The sequence below is a fragment of the Microcoleus sp. N9_A1 genome, from assembly GCF_036701795.1.
Taxonomy (GTDB): domain Bacteria; phylum Cyanobacteriota; class Cyanobacteriia; order Cyanobacteriales; family Microcoleaceae; genus Microcoleus.
The window spans coordinates 47,912-65,335 of record NZ_JAUBRI010000014.1; the positions used below are offsets into that span (position 1 = coordinate 47,912).

A 17,424-nucleotide genomic window follows, 5' to 3' on the forward strand; every position below is an offset into this window, starting at 1 on the left:
TGCGACGGGAGCAAATGTGAGGTGTCACCCTTCACGGATTCGCCAACAGCATCACGGCCCGGAGCTTAAATTGATACCAATGCCCTTGTGGTCGGCCCCACCAAAGTGTTCCCAACCCCCTACACTCGTCCAAATTCCGGTTGCATCCCCAGTTGGGCCGATACCGGCAGATGCTCTGAACCGATTGGCGGTAAAACCTTGGCTGATTTTGCCCCCCAGTGGTGAGAATACCAAACATAGTCAAGCCTTACCAGGGGAAAAGTTAATTTCCAGTTTAACTGTTTAACCAGTAAACTCAAATCCCATCCGTGAGGAAAAGTAAAGCCAAAACCCACTCCTGCTGTTCGGAAAGCATCTTGCATAACTGCTTTCAAATAATAGTAGTCTTGAGACTGGTCAGTCAGATTAAAGTCCCCCGCCGCAATAGTCGGCAGCGTTTCTTTCTGGAGTCGTCGCACTAAATCTTGAATTTGTGCCGGTCGGTCGCCGTACTCGTAAACTGGGATTTTGAGGAAAGGCAAAATTTTATGCTGGCGAAACCACGGTGGGGTTGTTGAAATATTATAAAGAACAACATCTTGCTGGTTCATTTGGATAATAGCTCGTTCCTGTGGTTCGTTCCCACCGGCTAGCCGTAACTTTTGGAAAGAGCGAATGGGATATCTGCTGAGAATCACATGGTATCCGCGCCCCAGGTGGTGCGGGTATAATACGGTCAACTTAGAGAATACTTCTGTGGCGTAATCCTCCTTAATTTCTTGCAAACAAATGAGGTCTGGTTTTTCTTCCTGAATTAGGTTAACCAAAGCTTGTGGGGAGTGGTGATGCCAGCCGAGGTTGAGAGAAAAAACCTTGAGCGTTGGCTGGGAGTCACTGATGTTCGTCGGCTGGGGAGAAAAGTAGGTGACGTGTAGCCAACCCAGCAGCCATATACCAGCCACAGAGGAAACAATCGCGAACCAGCGTTTCTTGATGAGAAAAAACCCTAGAATTGGCAGTAGGAAGATTGGCAAGAAAATCCAAGGAACAAAATCCCCCATCAAGGCAATCGGCCACAGCCTGTCCCAAAAGATCAATCTCAGAATCAGATAGCCGACAATCAGTGCTGAGTAGGCGTAGGCGAGCAGTTGAGTAATTCGCTGCAAAAATCGGTAAGGCTTAATCATAACGCGGTCTGCAATAGCATCCTCATTACTGTTGTCGGGACAAAAAACAGGATATTGTCAGCTCAAATTAACTGAAATGGCCACTCCCCTGCTGAGGCTAGGGAATACACTTCTTCTATGTGCGGCTCTTTTATTTTATACAGACTTCTGGCTGGAAACAGTGATTGAAAATCGCGATCGGTATATTGCTATTTAGAGTAAGTTGTTGGTTAAATCAAAATTAGCGATCGCGAAGTTAGGAATCTCAAGCAAATGATAAATAATCTCAGTGAACTACTAGAACCCATCGCCAGTCAATTTCGCAGTCTGGGAATTCCCGAACCAATTACCCATTGGGGACATCCTGTAATGATGGGGATCGTGATTGTAGCGATGGGCAGTTTTGTCGGGTATACGGGATGGCAGGGACGTTTGGCTGCCGATAAAGATGTCGCACTCAAAAGTCGATCGGATCACCGCAAGCTTGCACCGTGGATGTTTCTGTTTCTAGCTTTGGGCTATACAGGCGGCTTGCTGTCGCTGGTGATGCAGCACCAGCCAGTCATGGAAAGCCCGCATTTTTGGACGGGTTCGACAGTGCTGGTTTTACTGGCTGTTGGCAGCTTGATTTCGCTGACGGGTTTTGGGGGCAATAAGCTAGCACTGCGCGCGGTTCACGCTTATTTAGGCACGACGGCTCTTGCACTTATGGTGCTGCACGCGGCTTTCGGTTTAAAATTGGGGCTGTCTATTTAGATGAGGAAGAGGAAGGGGAACGGGAAGGGAAAGAATGTAAGGAAAGAAATTTTGCCATAACTTACGCATCGGTAGCCAGAAACCAGGTTTTTTATCGAAATACAGGGCGTTTAACCATTTATCCCGGTTGAAAAACCCGGTTTCTTTGGTGATGAGTGCATAAGTCCCGCATAGGTTTCCCTGAAATATTCCCCCTCTGATATCGTTTCCGGTTGCATCGGTATTGTTCAAATGCCCAAACAGTCAACAGTCAACAGTCAACAGTCAACAGCCAACAGTCAACAGCCAACAGTCAACAGTCAACAGTCAACAGTCAACAGTCAACAGTCATTCCGGTTCAACCGGAATTGATATGAATTACTAATTAATGAATCAAGCAACGGGTGTCATTTTCTGTCTTGCCTACATTCTGGGATTGATTTCTACAGCGGTTTCTTGGGGTAGATACGGGATACTTGCTTTGGGAATAGCTGTGGCGATCGCCCTGCCGAAATTGTTGCGAAAATTTGCTAGAAATTCGGTCAAAGTTACCAAGACTAGACGCAGCAGACAAAAAGAAAATGCTCTTAATGAACCCTTAGAGACTGGGGAAGAATTGAGTTTGTTGCAGATGCTGCCGAGAGCGAAATGGGTGTGGGCAGTTGCGGGTTTGCTGGCATTTCTAGCTAGCATTTATTTGGCAGTTCGATCGCCCCAACCGGCAATAGATGACATCAGCAAACTGATTCCGGCGGTTGGGAACACTCAAGAAGTGGCGGTGACAGTTCGCGGTAGAATTGTCAGTACGCCTCGATTGACTCGATCGGGTCGATCGCAATTTTGGCTAGAAACAGATTTAGTTAGCGAAATCAACGGCGGCGAGGGAGGAGCAGTTGTAAACCGCCCAGTATCCGGCAAACTCTACGTTACAGTGCCGCTGCTGCAAGCAACTGGTTTGTACGCCGACAATACGATCGCAGTTGTGGGTTCCTTGTACAAACCGCAGCCACCGTCGAATCCAGGGGCTTTTGATTTTAAAACATATTTAGCCAGAGAAGGAGCTTTTGTAGGGCTAAAAGGTCGTCAAATTGACTGGAAGAGAGAAAAGGCGATCGCGGATGTCAATCGAGTTAACAGCCAAACGACTGCTTTCTGGGAGTCAAGCGGGATGCAGCCATCGAAAATTCAAGCGATGCGGCAGCGGATCGTGCGATCGCAACTATCGCAGTTAAATGTTCCCGAAGGGCCATTGATAAGTGCGATCGCCCTCGGCAAACAAGCAGTTGATTTACCTTACAACATCCGCGACTATTTTGTGCAAGCGGGATTGGCCCACGCGATCGCAGCTTCGGGCACTCAAGTTTCGATGGTTTTGGCTTTAGTTATAGCTTTAACTAAGCGCTTTTCCAAACAGTTACAATTTGGTTTTGGCGTCGGCGCTTTATTTTTGCTCGTCGGATTGACAGGCTTTGAAGCTTCAATCTGCCGCGCCGCACTGATGGGATTTGGCACACTATTTGCTTTGGTGTTGAGCCGCGAAGTTAAGCCGTTGGGATTGCTGTTAATCGCTGCTACTATTTTACTGCTAGTTAACCCTTTGTGGATTTGGGATTTAGGTTTTCAACTGAGTTTTTTGGCGACTTTGGGGTTAGTTGTGACAGCGCCGCCGCTGATGGCAAAGTTGGACTGGATGCCACCGGCTATCGCTTCAATTGTGGTGGTTCCGATCGCCGCTTCTGTTTGGGTGCTGCCCCTGTTACTTTATGTTTTTAGTGTGGTATCACCTTACAGCATTTTAGTTAATATTATTGCGGCTCCTTTGCTGTGGATTTTGAGTATTGGGGGGATGGTTAGCGCTTTAGTTGGATTGATTTTTCCGCCTGCTGGAAGTGTTTTAGCGCAACTGCTGGACTATCCGGCGAAAGGGCTAATTGCGATCGCCCAATATTTCTCGCAATTACCCGGTAATTCGGTAGCTGTGGGTCAAGTATCGGTGTTTCAGCTAATCGCGCTTTACAGTTTAATTTGCTGGGTTTGGGTCGGGGGAAGTTCGGCAACGGATTTTGTAACGGATGTAACGGATGTAACGGATGGAAGAAGGAAGGGAGAAAAAACAGGGAAGCAGGAAGTAGGAAGGAAGAAAAATCAGGGAAAGGGGAGAGGGAAGAAAGGGAAAAGCCGAGTTTTTGCGTTGCGTATCTCTTCGGTTTGGATTTTACCGCTGGCGCTTGTGGCGGGAATAAGTATCATAGTTTTGCCAGCTTGGCACGTTCAAACATCTTTATTTCAAGTTACTTTGCTGGCGACATCTGGCGATCCAGTTTTAGTAATTCAAGATCGGGGAAAAGTGGCGCTAATTAATAGCGGTGATGAAAATACCGTAAGGTTTACAGTGTTGCCTTTTTTGCAGCAGCAAGGAGTTAATTCTGTGAATTTTGCGATCGCCACTCACGGTCATTTAGGTTTGAGCAGTGGTTGGGGAAAATTACTAGAACGCTTGCCAATTAAAACATTTTATGATAATAATGCTCCGAAACAAATTCACCGTGGCAACAATCAGGAATTTATCACGGCTGTGCAATCTCGCCAAGGCGTTTACATTCCTTTAGAAACTAACAGCAAAATTGATCTGGGTTCGACGCGGTTGCAGTTCGTGGATGCGGAGATTCCGGTGGTAGAATTGCTGGTGGGCGATCGAACTTGGTTGCTCGTCGGTGAAATGACACCGGAAGCGCAAAAAAAATTGACAGCAACGGGAACCTTGAAGCCGGCTCAAGTGCTGTGGTGGTCAGGAAAAGCCCTGACGGCTGAGTTATTAAGCGCGGTTGGGCCACAAGTGGCGATCGCATTTGCTAACGAAATCGACCCAGAAACCGCAGCCCAACTGCGCCAAAGCAAAACCCAAATATTCTGGACAGGGCGCGACGGAGCCCTTCAGTGGACTCCAGCAGACGGATTTAAGACCACTATGGAATCAGAAGAAAATCAAACTTCTTTTCTTTAAAGATTTACAATGTGGCGCACTGTGCGGTAAAATACTTTTAGCTCACATCTCAAATCAATTGGAGAGGTGGCAGAGCGGTTGAATGCGGTAGTCTCGAAAACTACTTTAGGGGTGACTCTAACGTGGGTTCAAATCCCACCCTCTCCGTTTAAAAATCTATTTTTAGGGGATTTTAAAACCCGGTTTCTTAAAGAAACCGGGTTTTTTAGTAAGTAGAACAACTTAAAAAAAATAGAGCACCCAGAACCCCGACTTTTTTTAAGTGCTGCGGGGCTACAAAGCGAAAAAGTTGACGATCGACCTATAATGAGAATTGTTATCATTCGCAAATCAGCAGTTCTCATGCAAGCGAACTCAGAAACCACGCCGCCCCAAATTGATTTAGCTTTAATCGGCGCTGGGCCCCACGCCCTGACGCTGCTATCACACATATTGAAAAAACGCAACAGCCTCCGGGATAAACTTTTAGCATTCGATCCGAGCGGCGAATGGCTGACCCAGTGGCGGAGGCAATTTGCAGCATTAGAAATTGAGCATTTGCGATCGCCCGCAGTGCACCACCCAGCTCCCAACCCTTATGAATTGCGGAGGTTTGCCGAAAATCGCTCCTCGGAATTGTTCCCCCCCTACGACTTACCCGGAAGTCGGTTATTTGAGGAATTTTGTGCTGATACAGTTAAAAAGTGGGAATTGCGCGATCGAGTTATCAAAGCAAAAGTTACCCGCATTCAGCCGAAATCCGGCCGTTTCCGCCTGTGGTTTGAAGACGGAAAAAGTGCGATCGCCCGCCGAGTAATTGTCGCCGCCGGAAGTGGAAAACCGCATTTACCAGCGTGGGCAAATCAAATTCAAACACAGCATCCCGCCGAAAGAATTCGCCACTCCCATCAAGTAGATTTGCCAAGTTTGCACTTACAAGGAGAACAAATATTAATTGTCGGCGGCGGACTAACCAGCGGACATTTAGCAGTAGGAGCAATTGCCAGAGGAGCAAAAGTTTTGTTAATGACGAGGCGCTCTTTCCAAGAAAAACTATTTGATGCCGAACCCGGTTGGTTGGGGCCAAAATACCTGAAAGGATTCGAGGCCGAAGCGGATTGTCAGAAGCGTTGGGAAATTATTCAACAAGCTCGCAACGGCGGCTCGATGACACCTGAAATTATGACACAGTTGCGCCGGCTTTCCCACAGCGAACAACTGAGTTTTCACCAACAGTGCGAAGTTGTTGCCATTCGGTGGGAAAATAACAGATGGACTGTTGATTGTAGCGGTGGAGAGACGTTATTTGCCGATCGAATTTGGCTAGCAACTGGCACTAAACTAGACATTGCAGCCGAACCTTTGTTCCAAGAAATGCTAGAAACGCATCCCATTGAAATAGTTAAAGGTTTGCCAGTTTTAGACAAACACCTGCGCTGGCCCGGATGCGAATTATTTTTGACCGGTGGTTTAGCAGCGCTGCAAGTGGGCCCTGTCGCCAGAAACCTTTCAGGGGCGAGAATGGCCTGCGATCGCATTGTACCGGCGATCGTCAAATCCAGCATTGCACTCTCGCCAGCCATAATTAGAATGACTGACGACTATTGCAACTTAACCGCAGCCCGCTGAATCGGCAAAACCTTATCCAGAGTCAATTGGCGATCGGCAGTCAGGTGGCTAGAACAGCAAATCGTGCTGAAATAGAGAGGACGACCCACAACTTGAGAAAAATGCTGTTCTAAAAGCAACCGAGAAGTAATATCGCCCAACAGTTCAGAAATATCTTTTGTCAACTGTTCAGTATCATCGCGGTGAGTAATTCTGAACCCAAAAGGCGTTTTGCCGTTAGCGCAGCCCTCGGAGAGGATCGACTTTTTAATTTCCGCATCAAACTCATCATCTTTCCCGGCAACAAAAGCCAAAGACTGATGTGTCAAAAATTGCCAAGCTTCAGGAAAAATCTCGCGAATCTTTTCCAGGGGATTTCCGGTTTCGTAAACCAAAGTAGCTGTTTTGCAATCCATGAATCAAACCTCGGATATTATGAGCGTATCTAGACTGTGTTTCAAGTTTTGACATTGATTATCATATTCATAGTTAACCACTAAATCAATAGCTTTGAATAGAAATATACTTCCCAATGCCCGATGCCCTGTTTGCCCAATGCCCAATGCCTGATGCCTGATGCCCTATGCCCTATGCCCAAAACTATCTTTTCCAATACCTGCGCCAGTGAAACAAATTCTCCCAGAAATTCTGCATAAAAGTATTGCTCCCCAAGCGCTGCGACTCCCAAACAGCAGCAGTTTGACCGTTAATTGCCGAAAAACTCGACCAAATATAAGGAAGTTGGGCGATCGCCTCAACCTTCATCCCGTGACGCACAGCCAAAGCGATCGCGTGAATCAACTCAGCAGCTTGCGGCCCCACAATACTCGCTCCCAAAATCTCCCCGTTCCGACGCCCGACAATCTTACAAAAACCAGTTGTATCCCCTGACATTTGAGCTCTTTCAACATTCTTGAAATATTCCCGACAAACAATGAGATCGTCTCCAAAACGGCGCCTTGCTTGCGCTTCAGTCAAGCCAACCCTCGCCAACTGCGGATCAGAAAAAATCGCCCAAGGAATCCCGCGATAATCTATTTGAAACAGCGGCAAAAACAAAGCATTTTTCACAGCAACCGCAGCTTCGTAATTAGCGATGTGAAGGAACGGATAACCCCCAGCAACATCGCCAATCGCATAAATGCGATGATTTGTTGTTTGCAGCTTTTCATTTAAAATCACCCCGCGATCGCTGAATTTAACCTTAGCCGCTTCGAGATTTAATGAGGAAAAATTGTGCCCTCTACCGGCGGCCAGAAAAATCTCCTCAGCTTCGATCGCCCTTGGCCCAGCTTGAATCCACTTTTTACCCTCAATCACCCTAGCTTGAGTTACCTCAGTAGCAGTCAGAATCCGCACTCCTTCAGCTTCCATTCCAGCTTGAACCAACCCAGCAGCCTCTCGGTCTTCTTTAGCCAAAATGTGCGAACTTTTCACTACCAAAGTGACAGCAACCCCCAGCCGAGCAAAAGTCTGAGCCACTTCGACACCGCTGGGATCTGCACCGATTACAGCCAAACTTTTAGGCAACTGTGGAAGTTTTGCTAATTCCCCGACAGTTTCCGAAGTAAAAAAGCCAGCAGACGAAAGTCCTTCAATATTGGGAATCGCCGGCAGAGTTGGACAAGCTAGCAAATAACAGAGCGATCGCAATTTTCGCCCGCCCACAACAAAAGCCAAATCCGGTTTCGCAACAAACTCGCCGCTACCAAAAATAATATCAACCCCGCGAGCGCCCAAAACGCTGAGATCGTCAATTTCTGACAAATTAGAAACAACACCGTCAGCCCACTGATTAACCCCGTTAAATTGCAATGAGATCGGCATTTCCGAATTAGCCAGATCTCGGCGAAGTCCGAACTGTGGGCGGCTAATCTGGTGGGCAAAACGAGCAGCCTCCCTCAAAGTTTGGCTGTATCTCAAACCAAGGTCGATCGACTCTTTCCCCCCAGTCGGTAAATCTTGCGAATTACTTAACGGTTCCACCAAAGCAACGCGAGCCGGGAAATTAGTTGCAGTCAAAGCAGCATAACGTCCGGCCGGAGTTCCACCAATAATCACTAAATCATAGTCAAGCATAAATAAAGAAGTCAGTTGGCAGTTGGCAGTCGTCAGTTGGCAGTTGTCAGTTGGCAGTTGTCAGTTGTTAGTTGGCAGTTGGCAGTTGTTAGTTGGCAGTTGTTAGTTGGCAGTTGTCAGTTGGCAGTTGGCAGTTGTTATTTGTTATTTGTTATTTGTTATATCAAATCCGGCCGCATCGGAATTATGAGTGTGCGAGCGTCTCGCTCGCACGCTATATCATCCAAATATATTATTCCGATGCAATCGTAAATGGTATTATTTGTTATTTGTTGTCAACAGTCAACAGTCAACAGTCAACTGACAACTGACAACTGACAACAGTCAACTGACAACAGTCAACTGACAACAGTCAACTGCCAACAGTCAACTGACAACAGTCAACTGACAACAGTCAACTGACTAATCACATCCGTAAGTCCAGCAATCAGCCGCAGATTGTCCGCCCTGGAGCGCACAGCCACCCGAAAAAACCGATCGCCCAACTCAGGAAAACTCAAACAATCCCGAATCAAAATCCGGTGTCGTTCCAACAGACTTTTTTGAATCGAAGAAACCGACATAGACGACTCAACCAACAAGAAATTAGCCGCCCCTGCAAAAGGTTGCAAACCCGGTAAATTAGCCAAACCCTCAAACAGCTCAAAGCGAGCAAGAGGCAGCCAATCCCAGGTTTGCAGCTCAAAAGCAGCATCTCGAACCACAGCAGCAGCAGCAGCAGCAGCCAAAGCATTCACAGGCCAAGGATCGCGCTGCTGCTGCCAGCGGCGCAGAATATCGGGATGGGCGATCGCGCAGCCCAACCGCAGTCCCGGCAGAGAATAGAATTTAGTGAGCGATCGTAAAATCACCAAATTCGGAAACTCCTCAACAGCATCGATCAAAGTTTCCTGCTCAGAAGGCGGTAGAAAGTCCATAAAGGCCTCATCCACCACCACCATACCGAACTGCTTCACATAAGGCAAAATCGCCTCCCTAGCAAACAGCAAACCCGTAGGATTGTGCGGGTTGTTCAGGAGCAAACCTCGTCGAGAGGGGGCATCGAGAGCAAGAGGCACCGGGAGACGGAAAGAAGGGGAGACAAGGGAACGGTTAGAAACCGACAAATCATCCGTTACTAACTCGTTTCCTGCCCCAGCGCCCAACGATTTCAGATCCAACTGAGATGTTGCACCATGCTCAATTACTTGTTTAGGGACAGGCAAGATGCCTGTTCCACAAGAAAATTCATCTCTTGTGGAATGGGCATCTTGCCCGTTTTTGAAAATGGTGCAAGATTGAAGATCCAAAGGACATTTGATCACCTTCGCCCCGAAAGCCGAAAGAGCCCGCGAGTAATCGCCAAAAGCCGGAGTCACCAAATAAGTCGCCTCCAGCTTCGACAAATCCCAAGCCGCCCAAGTCAACAATTCCGCCGAACCATTCCCCGGCAAAATCCAATCCCGGTCAACATTCAAAGCCTCACCTAAAGCAGTCCTGAGCTCTCCATAATCCGGATCAGGGTAAGCCGTCAGACTGCTCAAGTGTGATTGAATCGCAGCCAGGGCAGACTCAGGAGGGCCCAAAGGACTGATACTGGCAGAAAAATCGAGAATAGCAGAGGCAGGGCAGCCTGCCAGTGCGGCTGCCCAAGCTAAATTCCCACCGTGTACAGGTCTAATCAAGACTCAGTTCGCCAGCTATTCTGCGTTTTTCGGCGGTGCAACTCTGTCCTTAAACAACTTCCCTGCGGAAAATGCAGGAACTCGGGTTGCTGGGATTTCCATCTTGTCGCCAGTTTTGGGATTGCGACCCTCGCGGGCCTTGCGTTCCCGCGACTCAAACGAGCCAAAACCGACCAGCGTCACTTTGTCGCCATTGGAGACAGCTTCCATGATTGCTTCAAGGGCCGCACTCAAAACAGCATCTGCCTGTTTTTTCGTCACGGTAGCCTTTTCCGCGACTGCATCAACCAATTCACCTTTGTTCATTGCCAACTCCTTCTGGATTTGCAAAATTACGTTAAACAGAGTTAGTTCAACTATTAGCTGTGAGTTATCAACTGGATTGAGGTGTGCCTTGGGAGGTTTGGGTGGTTCCCGATTGCTCCCGTCCGCTTCCCCGAATCACAACTCCTGCTGAATACCAATTACCCTAGGGTAATTGGTCAGAAAAGGAATTTTTGTTTCTAACTGCTGAAAACCCCACAGCATCTAATTTTCACTGCATTATTCTAAAGTCTTGCCGACCGTTATGGATCGGTGGAACCTTTAATTTATATGGAACTTGCTAATTTTTGTAATTAATCCCAAAATTTAAGTAAAAAAATACCACCTTGGAGAGAAGATTTCTCGCCTCGGTGGATTTGAAAGCATAAAAAAGGAGAAATAGAAGGAATAAAATGTAATTTGTCAAGGGCTAAAGGAAAAGTTTTTTCCTTCTTCCTTGTTTCTTTCCCCTCTTTCTTTCCCCCGTGGGGCAGGGCTGTTTCCTTCTCCCGAAACCCGCCAGGGACTGAAGTCCCTGTCTCATAGCTGAAGTCGTCTGAAGACGACTGAAAGAGTGATTTATAGTCTTTTTGCAGAGGACTAATGAGTTCTTTAGTCCTCTTTTAGAGGACTTTAGCTGTGAGGCAGGGGTTTCAACCCCTGTCGGACTGTCGGACTGTCGGACTGTCGGACTTTGGGACTCAGGGGAAAGAGCGTGGAAAGTTGACAGCAAGGCATTTTTCCTTCGTTCCTACTGTCTCGGCTGGACGGGCTGACTGCGCTGCAACAGTTGGCGTGCGTCGGGACTGATGTTGTTTTGGTAGCCAAAGTTCGATCGATCGCTATCATCCAAAATCTGCGGAGTCAGCAATACAATCAACTCCGCCCGCTGGTTGGTCTTATTGGTTCTCCTGAACAGCGAACCGATAATCGGCAAATCTCCCAAAATCGGAATCTTGTTCGCTGTAGTCCGTTCTTCGTCTCGGATAATCCCCGAAACAATCAAAGTCTGACCGTCCCGCAGGCGAATTAGCCCGGATTGCAACGATCGCTCGCCCAGCAGAGCGATCGTATTAACGTTCCCGCCAGTCGAAAGGTCTTGAGTCCTGCCGGGTGTCCTGATAATCGGGTTCACCCGCAGAGACACAAAGCCATTATCGTCAATCCTGTCAATCGCCACCCCTAACTGCAAACCCGCCCTGTCTTTGACGGCCGTCGTTGTTGTGGTACTTGTATTTCCGGTGCTCTGCGTTTGCTGTGTGATGTTAGTAATCACCTCATCAGTAATATTCACATTCGCCGTTTCCCCTTCTTGAACCACTAGAGTCGGATCGGTCAGGATTTTGCCATTGTTGCTCTCAATAGTTGCCCGCAACGCCGACAGGAACCTCCTGGGATATTGGAACAGGGGGAACAAGGCGAAGTCTGCACTTCCCGAAGCGTCCCTCGATCCTGGCTCATAATTCTCAATTCCAACTCGCGTGGGGTCATTAGTAACTGGGGCTGTCGGTCGGAGGAACACACCTTTGGCGGGGCCTTCGAGACCTTGACCTGTAAACGGCACGATACGCCGGCCGTTCGCATCGTAGAAAACGTCCGGGGTTCCTAGGGGGTTGTCGGTGATCGGTCGAGCGAGTATCCCGTTTCGGGCATCACCCTCACTGGGCGGATTGATGCCACCAAAATTGAGACTTGCCACCCCGCCGTCATTGACAAAGAAATTGTTATTAATTCCGAAAGAGAAACTGCTATTAGTTTCGTTATTTCCCAACAAGTTGATATCGATCACCTTGACGTTGACAGCCACTTGACGGCGGCGCAGATCTAGCTGAGTCAAGAAAGCTACGGCAATATCCACTTTGCGCGGATCTCCCACCAAAGTGATGGAATTGAGCCGAGAATCCGCCAGCACCGACAGTCCCCTCAGCAACAGCGGCCCGTTGCCGTCCTTAGCGCCGATCGCCTTAATGTCCGGTTCCCGAATTTCCACATCCCGCGCCGCATTTCCCTGGCCCACGCTTTGAATAGTCACCCGAGTAATCGGCAGTTGAGTTTCCGCCCCTTGAGCGCTCAAAAAGTTAGCCGCATCCGTAGAGCGAACTTGATTGAGCCGCAAAGTCCGAATGATAATATTGCGCGAGTCGATCGGCAAGCTAGTCCCTACAAAAATCGTCCGCCCCTGGCGGTTAGCTTGTAATCCGCTGAGCCGCAGCACGTAATTAAAGACATCTTGCACCGACTCGTTTTCGATGTCCAAGGAAATCTTTGGCCCTTCATCCGAGCCGGAAGCTCCTGGCTGACCAGGCACTGCGGGCTGGCCAGGTTGACCAGGGGCCCCGCCGCCTGTAAAAGCAATGTTCAAGCCAGCAGCGCGAGCCAGCAGAGCCAAAACGTCCCGGACTGGGGCATCCCGCAGCACCAAGCGGGGGATGCGTTCTCCCGAACTCAGTTCAATATTTCCCGCGCCGGGGGCGATGTTAGACACTGCGATATCTCCCAAGGGCGGAGCAACTGCCCGCGGTTGGAAAGGCGCAGCTTGATTGCTTTGGGATTGTATTTCGCTGGGGAGGGGCGGGCGATCGTTCCTGGTAACAGTAACTTCTGGATTTGGCAGCATCACGCCTGGGGCTTGCGAGGTGCGGACTTGGGGAGCCGGCCGGGGAGCTGTTTGGCTCAGTGGCAGTCCCGGAGGCGGCGGGGGTACAGTTTGGGCAGACTGTGCTGTGCCGCCAACTCCGGCAACGCTGAGAACGATGCTTTGGCCTTGTCCCGGCACAATTTGTCCGTTGGGAACTCCGTTGGTGCCGGCTACCACAACGCGGATGCTGTTAGCCTCTACCTGGCTGATTTCTACTGAAGAAATGCCCGGAGCGGGGTTATCTTGACGGAAGCTGTTGCCTTGTGGCAAGCGGAGCTGGGTGTTGATAATTGTGGCTTGATAAGTATTGCCGTTATTGATGGCGAAAACTTGCGGGCGATCGCCCTTTTCAGTAGCTAGGACAATATTTACCCCATTATTGGCTTGACTTACTTGCACTCCTGTGACTTGAGTCGGCGCCGCCCAGACGGGGGCTTGCGCTACGAGAACTCCGGCCATGCTGCCCAAGAGTCCTCCACTTAACCGTAGATGCTGTTTCACGTTCTCTCCTCTACTACACTTTGTTATTTGTTGTTCGCAGTCTTTTGTCGCTAGCTGCTAAACTGACTGAAAGATTCAAGGGTTCGAGCCTTTTGGAAGGGAGAAGTTATCCCCTTTTCGATTTTCGATTAAAGAATTGGGAATAACTGATGACATAAGGGTTAGAAGCTATCCTACAGTTCCATTTTTGGGGAAACTGGTATTAGAAGAAATTAGGTTTTAGAGCAAATTTTTGATTGCCATATAAAAAATGTTTGTGTGGCATTCATATTTTTTTTACTTCTACCTTCAATCTTCCAAATTCAACTTTCTGCCTTCTCCTTTCTTGTGAAAGAGCGAGTTGGGAACAATAGCTAATAATCTATCCGCCCCACTACTGCTACTTAGCACCAGGACTCGGAGCCGGAGTTGGAGGTTTTTCTTCTTGCTTTAACGGCAGCAGTGCGTGCAAGTCAAAAGCAGTTTTAATTTTAGTTGGCGGCTGCTCCACAGGAACTATTTTCCCTTTCAAAAAGTCAACTTCAATTGGCTGATTTGATGCTAGCAATTCAGATTTCAAATTCCTCACTACCAACAGCGACTGCATCAACTCCAAGTTACGCATAAAATTGCGGGTTTGAGCGAAAGTGCCTTCAAACTCTACCTTAAATTTTTTGCGTCTGAGCTTGCCAGCTAGGGACGGCCCGAAGGAGGTATCGGCCAGAATATCAGGGTCTGGAGCTCCCGGCGCGGCGGTTGCTGCTGCTGGGGGCATATCCGGCTCAAATTTGGTAATTTTAGCCTTGAGGTCATCTCCTTGCACCCCGGCGTTGATTCTATTAACCAGTTGGGTCATGTCAAGCAAAATCGTGTTGGCGCTGGCGTCACTGGCAAACATTGCCGTCACTTGGGCCCGGCGCTGTTTTGCTTCTTCTTGCTTGGCTTCTGCTTCTGCCTTTTTTTGAATTTGAGCTTGCAATTGCAGTTGCGTTTGCTTGCTTTCGCTAAGTTTTTGCTTGCTTTCGCTAAGTTTTTGGAAGTCGGGCAGTACGAATTTGTAGACGAGGCCGCCGGCAATGACGAGGCCGAGAACCGCGATGGCTATGGCTTGGACTTGGGGTGTCAGCTTAATGCCGAATATTTCCTGAGTCCCTGTCTCTTCTGCTTGTCCGCTAGGACCAACATACTCATTTGCTAATGTCATTGTTTTTTCACCTCTGGTTTTTGTGGTTCTAGCACTCCTTTTTCTTGAAGTGTTTCTATCCGTATTGCTAGCCCGTCTGCCTGCTTGCTGCGGAGTTCGGGGAGCAACTCGGAGGCTCCCGTCGGGCTGAGCGTCGTTTCAATTTTATATTCCACCACCGGTCGCAGTTTGGGAAGTTCTGGTGGTGCTGCGTTTTGGTTACGCACTTGTAATTGTGCAGGGTTGTTTTTTAATGTGGCCGCTATCAGTTTGGTATCGGTGTTAAGGAAGAAAGGGGAGCGCTGGACTAGCAACATAAAGTCGTTAACTTGAGCAAAGGTACTGGCTATCCCTGAAATTTGTATTTTTGCTGCCTGCTGCGGGACGACAGGGGGGGGAGCTGCTGCCGGGGCGGGGCTGGCTGGAGACGGACTCGCCCCTGGGGACGGGCTGGCTGCGGGGGTGGCTACGGGGGGTGGGGGTGCTGCTGCAACGGGGGAGGGACTCGGGTCGATTTGCTCGATTTTGCCAATTTGCACTCCCGCTGGAGTACGGGCACTGAGGTCTTGCAGCATCGCCGACCAAGGTTTAATTTGCTCGAATACTCCGGCTAATGCTTTGTATTCGGCGGTAACTTGGTCGGTTTCGGCGTTGATGGCTTTGATTTCGTTAGCTTGAGTGTTTAACGTTGCCAGTTCTTGGTCGATGGTGGTTTGTTGTTCGGTCAACTTGTTATTTTCATTAGTCGCCCACCACCAGGTGCCCATGACTGCGGCGTTGATGCCGAAGGCAAACAGCGCCGCCCCAATTAGGGGCAGTTGGTCTTTGGCTCCGCCAGAACTTTTTCTAGCTGAGCTTTTGGCTGCTGCGACGGGTTTGTAGTCCGGACGGTCGTTGAGAAAATTAATATCTAGGCTGTACATGGCTTCACTCGTTTTTATAGCAGAAGGAAGAAGGCAGAAGGCACAAGGCAGAAGGCATAAAGCAGAAGGTAAAAGGTAAAAGGTACAAGGTAGAAGGTAGAAGGAAAAAGTGCTCTACCGCTTATGTTTGAGCAATTAAGAATGTCCTAACAGTCTTGGCTGTTGCTATAGATTTAAATTTGAAATTTGAGATTTTAGACAGAACCCAAGATTGTTGGTACAAGTGAAGGATTTATTTAGGGAAGAAAGAAACAACTTTTTGCCTTCTACTGAAGGAAGGGGCTGCTTCTACCTCAGATATATTCTACCTTTTACCTTCTACCTTCTACCTCCAATATTTTACCTTCTGCTTTCTGCCTTCTTCTTTTGGCAGGGGTTTTTACCTAAAATTCTCAAATCGGTTTTTCTCTCATCTAAAACTGTTAGTTCACATAACCTCCCTTAGTCCTAAACCTAGGGCGACTCCTAAACCTGCTCGCTGTTCTGGGGTAATTTCTTCGCTGATTTCGAGTCCTAGGGTTTCGATGGGATCGACTTGAGATGCGGGCAAGCTTAATCTTTGCATAAAAAATTCGTCTAGTTTGCCGATCGCAGCTCCCGGGCCTGCTAGCAGCAGTTGCGCTACTTCGAGTTCTTCGCTCTGGTTGAGGTAAAAGTCTACTGAGCGGCGCAGTTCGTCTGCTAGTTCTCCCAATACTTTAATCATTGCATTTGTGCCGGGATTGGCGTCTCCCGATGCGCCCATTGTATCTGTGACGGGCAGGGTCATGCCTTGCAGTTCGCTGGTGTCTCTGGTTGGCGGCAGGTTCATGGCTTGGTTGAGGGCGGTCTGGATTTGGTAGGTGCCGATCGGGATGGTACGGTTGAACTGAGGTATGCCGTCCACTACTATAGCTAACTCGGTACTGTCAAATTCTATGGCGGTGAGAACTGCTGCTTCTTGGGAGGAAAATTGTTGCAGTTGTTCTTTGAGGGTGCGGATTAAGGCAAAACTGGTTACTTCTAGTACGTCTATAATCAGTCCGGCTTCTTTGAAGGTTTCGATGTATGTGTCGGTAACTTCTCTGCGGGTTGCTACTAACACGACTTGCACTTTTTCTACGCCGTCGTCATCTACAAAAAGGCCTATTTTTTGATAGTCTACGTCGGCGTCTTCTCTGGGAAACGGCAAGTACAGTCCTGCTTCTGCGTTCATGTAATCCCGCAGTTCTTCTTCGTTGAGCTCGGCGGGAACAGGGATGAGGCGGATGACGGCTTCGCGGCCGGGAATGGCTGTGGCTACTCGCTTGGCTTTGATTTTGTTTTCTGCGAGGACGGCGCGTATGAGTTCTGCCATTCCCGGCGGATCGACTATTTGTCCTTCTTGTATATAGTCTTCTGGAACTTCTATTGAGGCTAGGATGCCTAATTTTAATGCCTGAGCTTTCTTTTCGAGCTGAATGATGTTGATGCGGTCTGGGGCTATTTCGATCCCGATTCCTGGCTGGCGTTGGGAAAGTAGACCTTTGAAAAAGTTAACCATGTGATTGGGTCGCCGATAATTGCTATTTTTTTCTTTTGTAGTTGGCCAGCCTGATTCAGCGCCCAGGCGTGTTGGAGGGTTGGTTTCCAACTGCCGCAAGAGTGCTGTAATCTCGGTATCCCGCCGTAGCTGCACAGCTCAGTCTGTGTTGCGCGATCGCT

Annotated in this window: 13 protein-coding genes and 1 tRNA gene; 5 read left to right on the forward strand and 9 right to left on the reverse strand. The window is 48.6% G+C overall.

The genetic code is table 11. From position 1 onward, the window contains the following. Positions 1 to 119: 119 nt before the first annotated feature. Positions 120 to 1,166, reverse strand: coding sequence for an endonuclease/exonuclease/phosphatase family protein (locus QUA58_RS09145; RefSeq protein WP_333253400.1), 1,047 nt, complete (start codon positions 1,164 to 1,166; stop codon positions 120 to 122). Between the two features lie 252 nt (positions 1,167 to 1,418). On the opposite strand from QUA58_RS09145, the gene QUA58_RS09150 reads away from it, so the two are divergent. From QUA58_RS09150 to QUA58_RS09165, 4 genes are all read left to right on the forward strand, one after another. After that, on the forward strand, positions 1,419 to 1,901 hold the full coding sequence (locus QUA58_RS09150; RefSeq protein WP_333253398.1) for a DUF4079 domain-containing protein: 483 nt from the start codon (positions 1,419 to 1,421) through the stop codon (positions 1,899 to 1,901). A 367-nt stretch (positions 1,902 to 2,268) separates the two neighbouring features. Next, positions 2,269 to 4,884 carry a ComEC/Rec2 family competence protein gene (locus tag QUA58_RS09155; RefSeq protein WP_333393762.1) on the forward strand — a complete coding sequence of 872 codons (2,616 nt, stop codon included), beginning with the start codon at positions 2,269 to 2,271 and terminating at the stop codon, positions 4,882 to 4,884. A gap of 60 nt (positions 4,885 to 4,944) precedes the next feature. Beyond that, positions 4,945 to 5,031: transfer RNA gene (locus QUA58_RS09160), tRNA-Ser, on the forward strand. Positions 5,032 to 5,190: 159 nt separating this feature from the next. Then, positions 5,191 to 6,492, forward strand: a complete 1,302-nt coding sequence (locus QUA58_RS09165; RefSeq protein ID WP_445301868.1) for an FAD/NAD(P)-binding protein — start codon at positions 5,191 to 5,193, stop codon at positions 6,490 to 6,492. Here QUA58_RS09165 and QUA58_RS09170 read toward each other — a convergent pair. Both QUA58_RS09170 and QUA58_RS09175 read right to left on the reverse strand, forming a co-directional pair. Next, the gene (locus QUA58_RS09170) at positions 6,465 to 6,887 is read right to left on the reverse strand and encodes a hypothetical protein (RefSeq protein WP_333393763.1); all 423 of its coding nucleotides are present in this window, start codon (positions 6,885 to 6,887) and stop codon (positions 6,465 to 6,467) included. The genes QUA58_RS09165 and QUA58_RS09170 overlap by 28 nt on opposite strands. 184 nt (positions 6,888 to 7,071) lie before the next feature. Continuing rightward, positions 7,072 to 8,550, reverse strand: a complete 1,479-nt coding sequence (locus tag QUA58_RS09175) for an NAD(P)/FAD-dependent oxidoreductase (RefSeq protein WP_333393764.1) — start codon at positions 8,548 to 8,550, stop codon at positions 7,072 to 7,074. A 15-nt stretch (positions 8,551 to 8,565) separates the two neighbouring features. On the opposite strand from QUA58_RS09175, the gene QUA58_RS09180 reads away from it, so the two are divergent. Beyond that, positions 8,566 to 8,802, forward strand: a complete 237-nt coding sequence (locus tag QUA58_RS09180; RefSeq protein WP_333393765.1) for a hypothetical protein — start codon at positions 8,566 to 8,568, stop codon at positions 8,800 to 8,802. Positions 8,803 to 8,930: 128 nt separating this feature from the next. Here QUA58_RS09180 and QUA58_RS09185 read toward each other — a convergent pair whose 3' ends face one another. From QUA58_RS09185 to pilM, 6 genes are all read right to left on the reverse strand, one after another. Continuing rightward, positions 8,931 to 10,214, reverse strand: coding sequence for an aminotransferase class I/II-fold pyridoxal phosphate-dependent enzyme (locus tag QUA58_RS09185; RefSeq protein WP_333393767.1), 1,284 nt, complete (start codon positions 10,212 to 10,214; stop codon positions 8,931 to 8,933). A 15-nt stretch (positions 10,215 to 10,229) separates the two neighbouring features. Then, positions 10,230 to 10,538, reverse strand: coding sequence for an HU family DNA-binding protein (locus tag QUA58_RS09190; protein WP_333253437.1), 309 nt, complete (start codon positions 10,536 to 10,538; stop codon positions 10,230 to 10,232). Positions 10,539 to 11,268: 730 nt separating this feature from the next. Next, positions 11,269 to 13,656, reverse strand: a complete 2,388-nt coding sequence (locus tag QUA58_RS09195; RefSeq protein ID WP_333393768.1) for an AMIN domain-containing protein — start codon at positions 13,654 to 13,656, stop codon at positions 11,269 to 11,271. 379 nt (positions 13,657 to 14,035) lie between these two features. Next, the gene (locus QUA58_RS09200) at positions 14,036 to 14,839 is read right to left on the reverse strand and encodes a pilus assembly protein PilO (protein ID WP_333393769.1); all 804 of its coding nucleotides are present in this window, start codon (positions 14,837 to 14,839) and stop codon (positions 14,036 to 14,038) included. Next, positions 14,836 to 15,741 carry a PilN domain-containing protein gene (locus tag QUA58_RS09205; RefSeq protein WP_333393770.1) on the reverse strand — a complete coding sequence of 302 codons (906 nt, stop codon included), beginning with the start codon at positions 15,739 to 15,741 and terminating at the stop codon, positions 14,836 to 14,838. The genes QUA58_RS09200 and QUA58_RS09205 overlap by 4 nt, the downstream gene beginning before the upstream one ends. Before the next feature lie 427 nt (positions 15,742 to 16,168). After that, positions 16,169 to 17,263, reverse strand: a complete 1,095-nt coding sequence (gene pilM, locus QUA58_RS09210; RefSeq protein WP_333253435.1) for a type IV pilus assembly protein PilM — start codon at positions 17,261 to 17,263, stop codon at positions 16,169 to 16,171. Positions 17,264 to 17,424 lie beyond the last annotated feature (161 nt).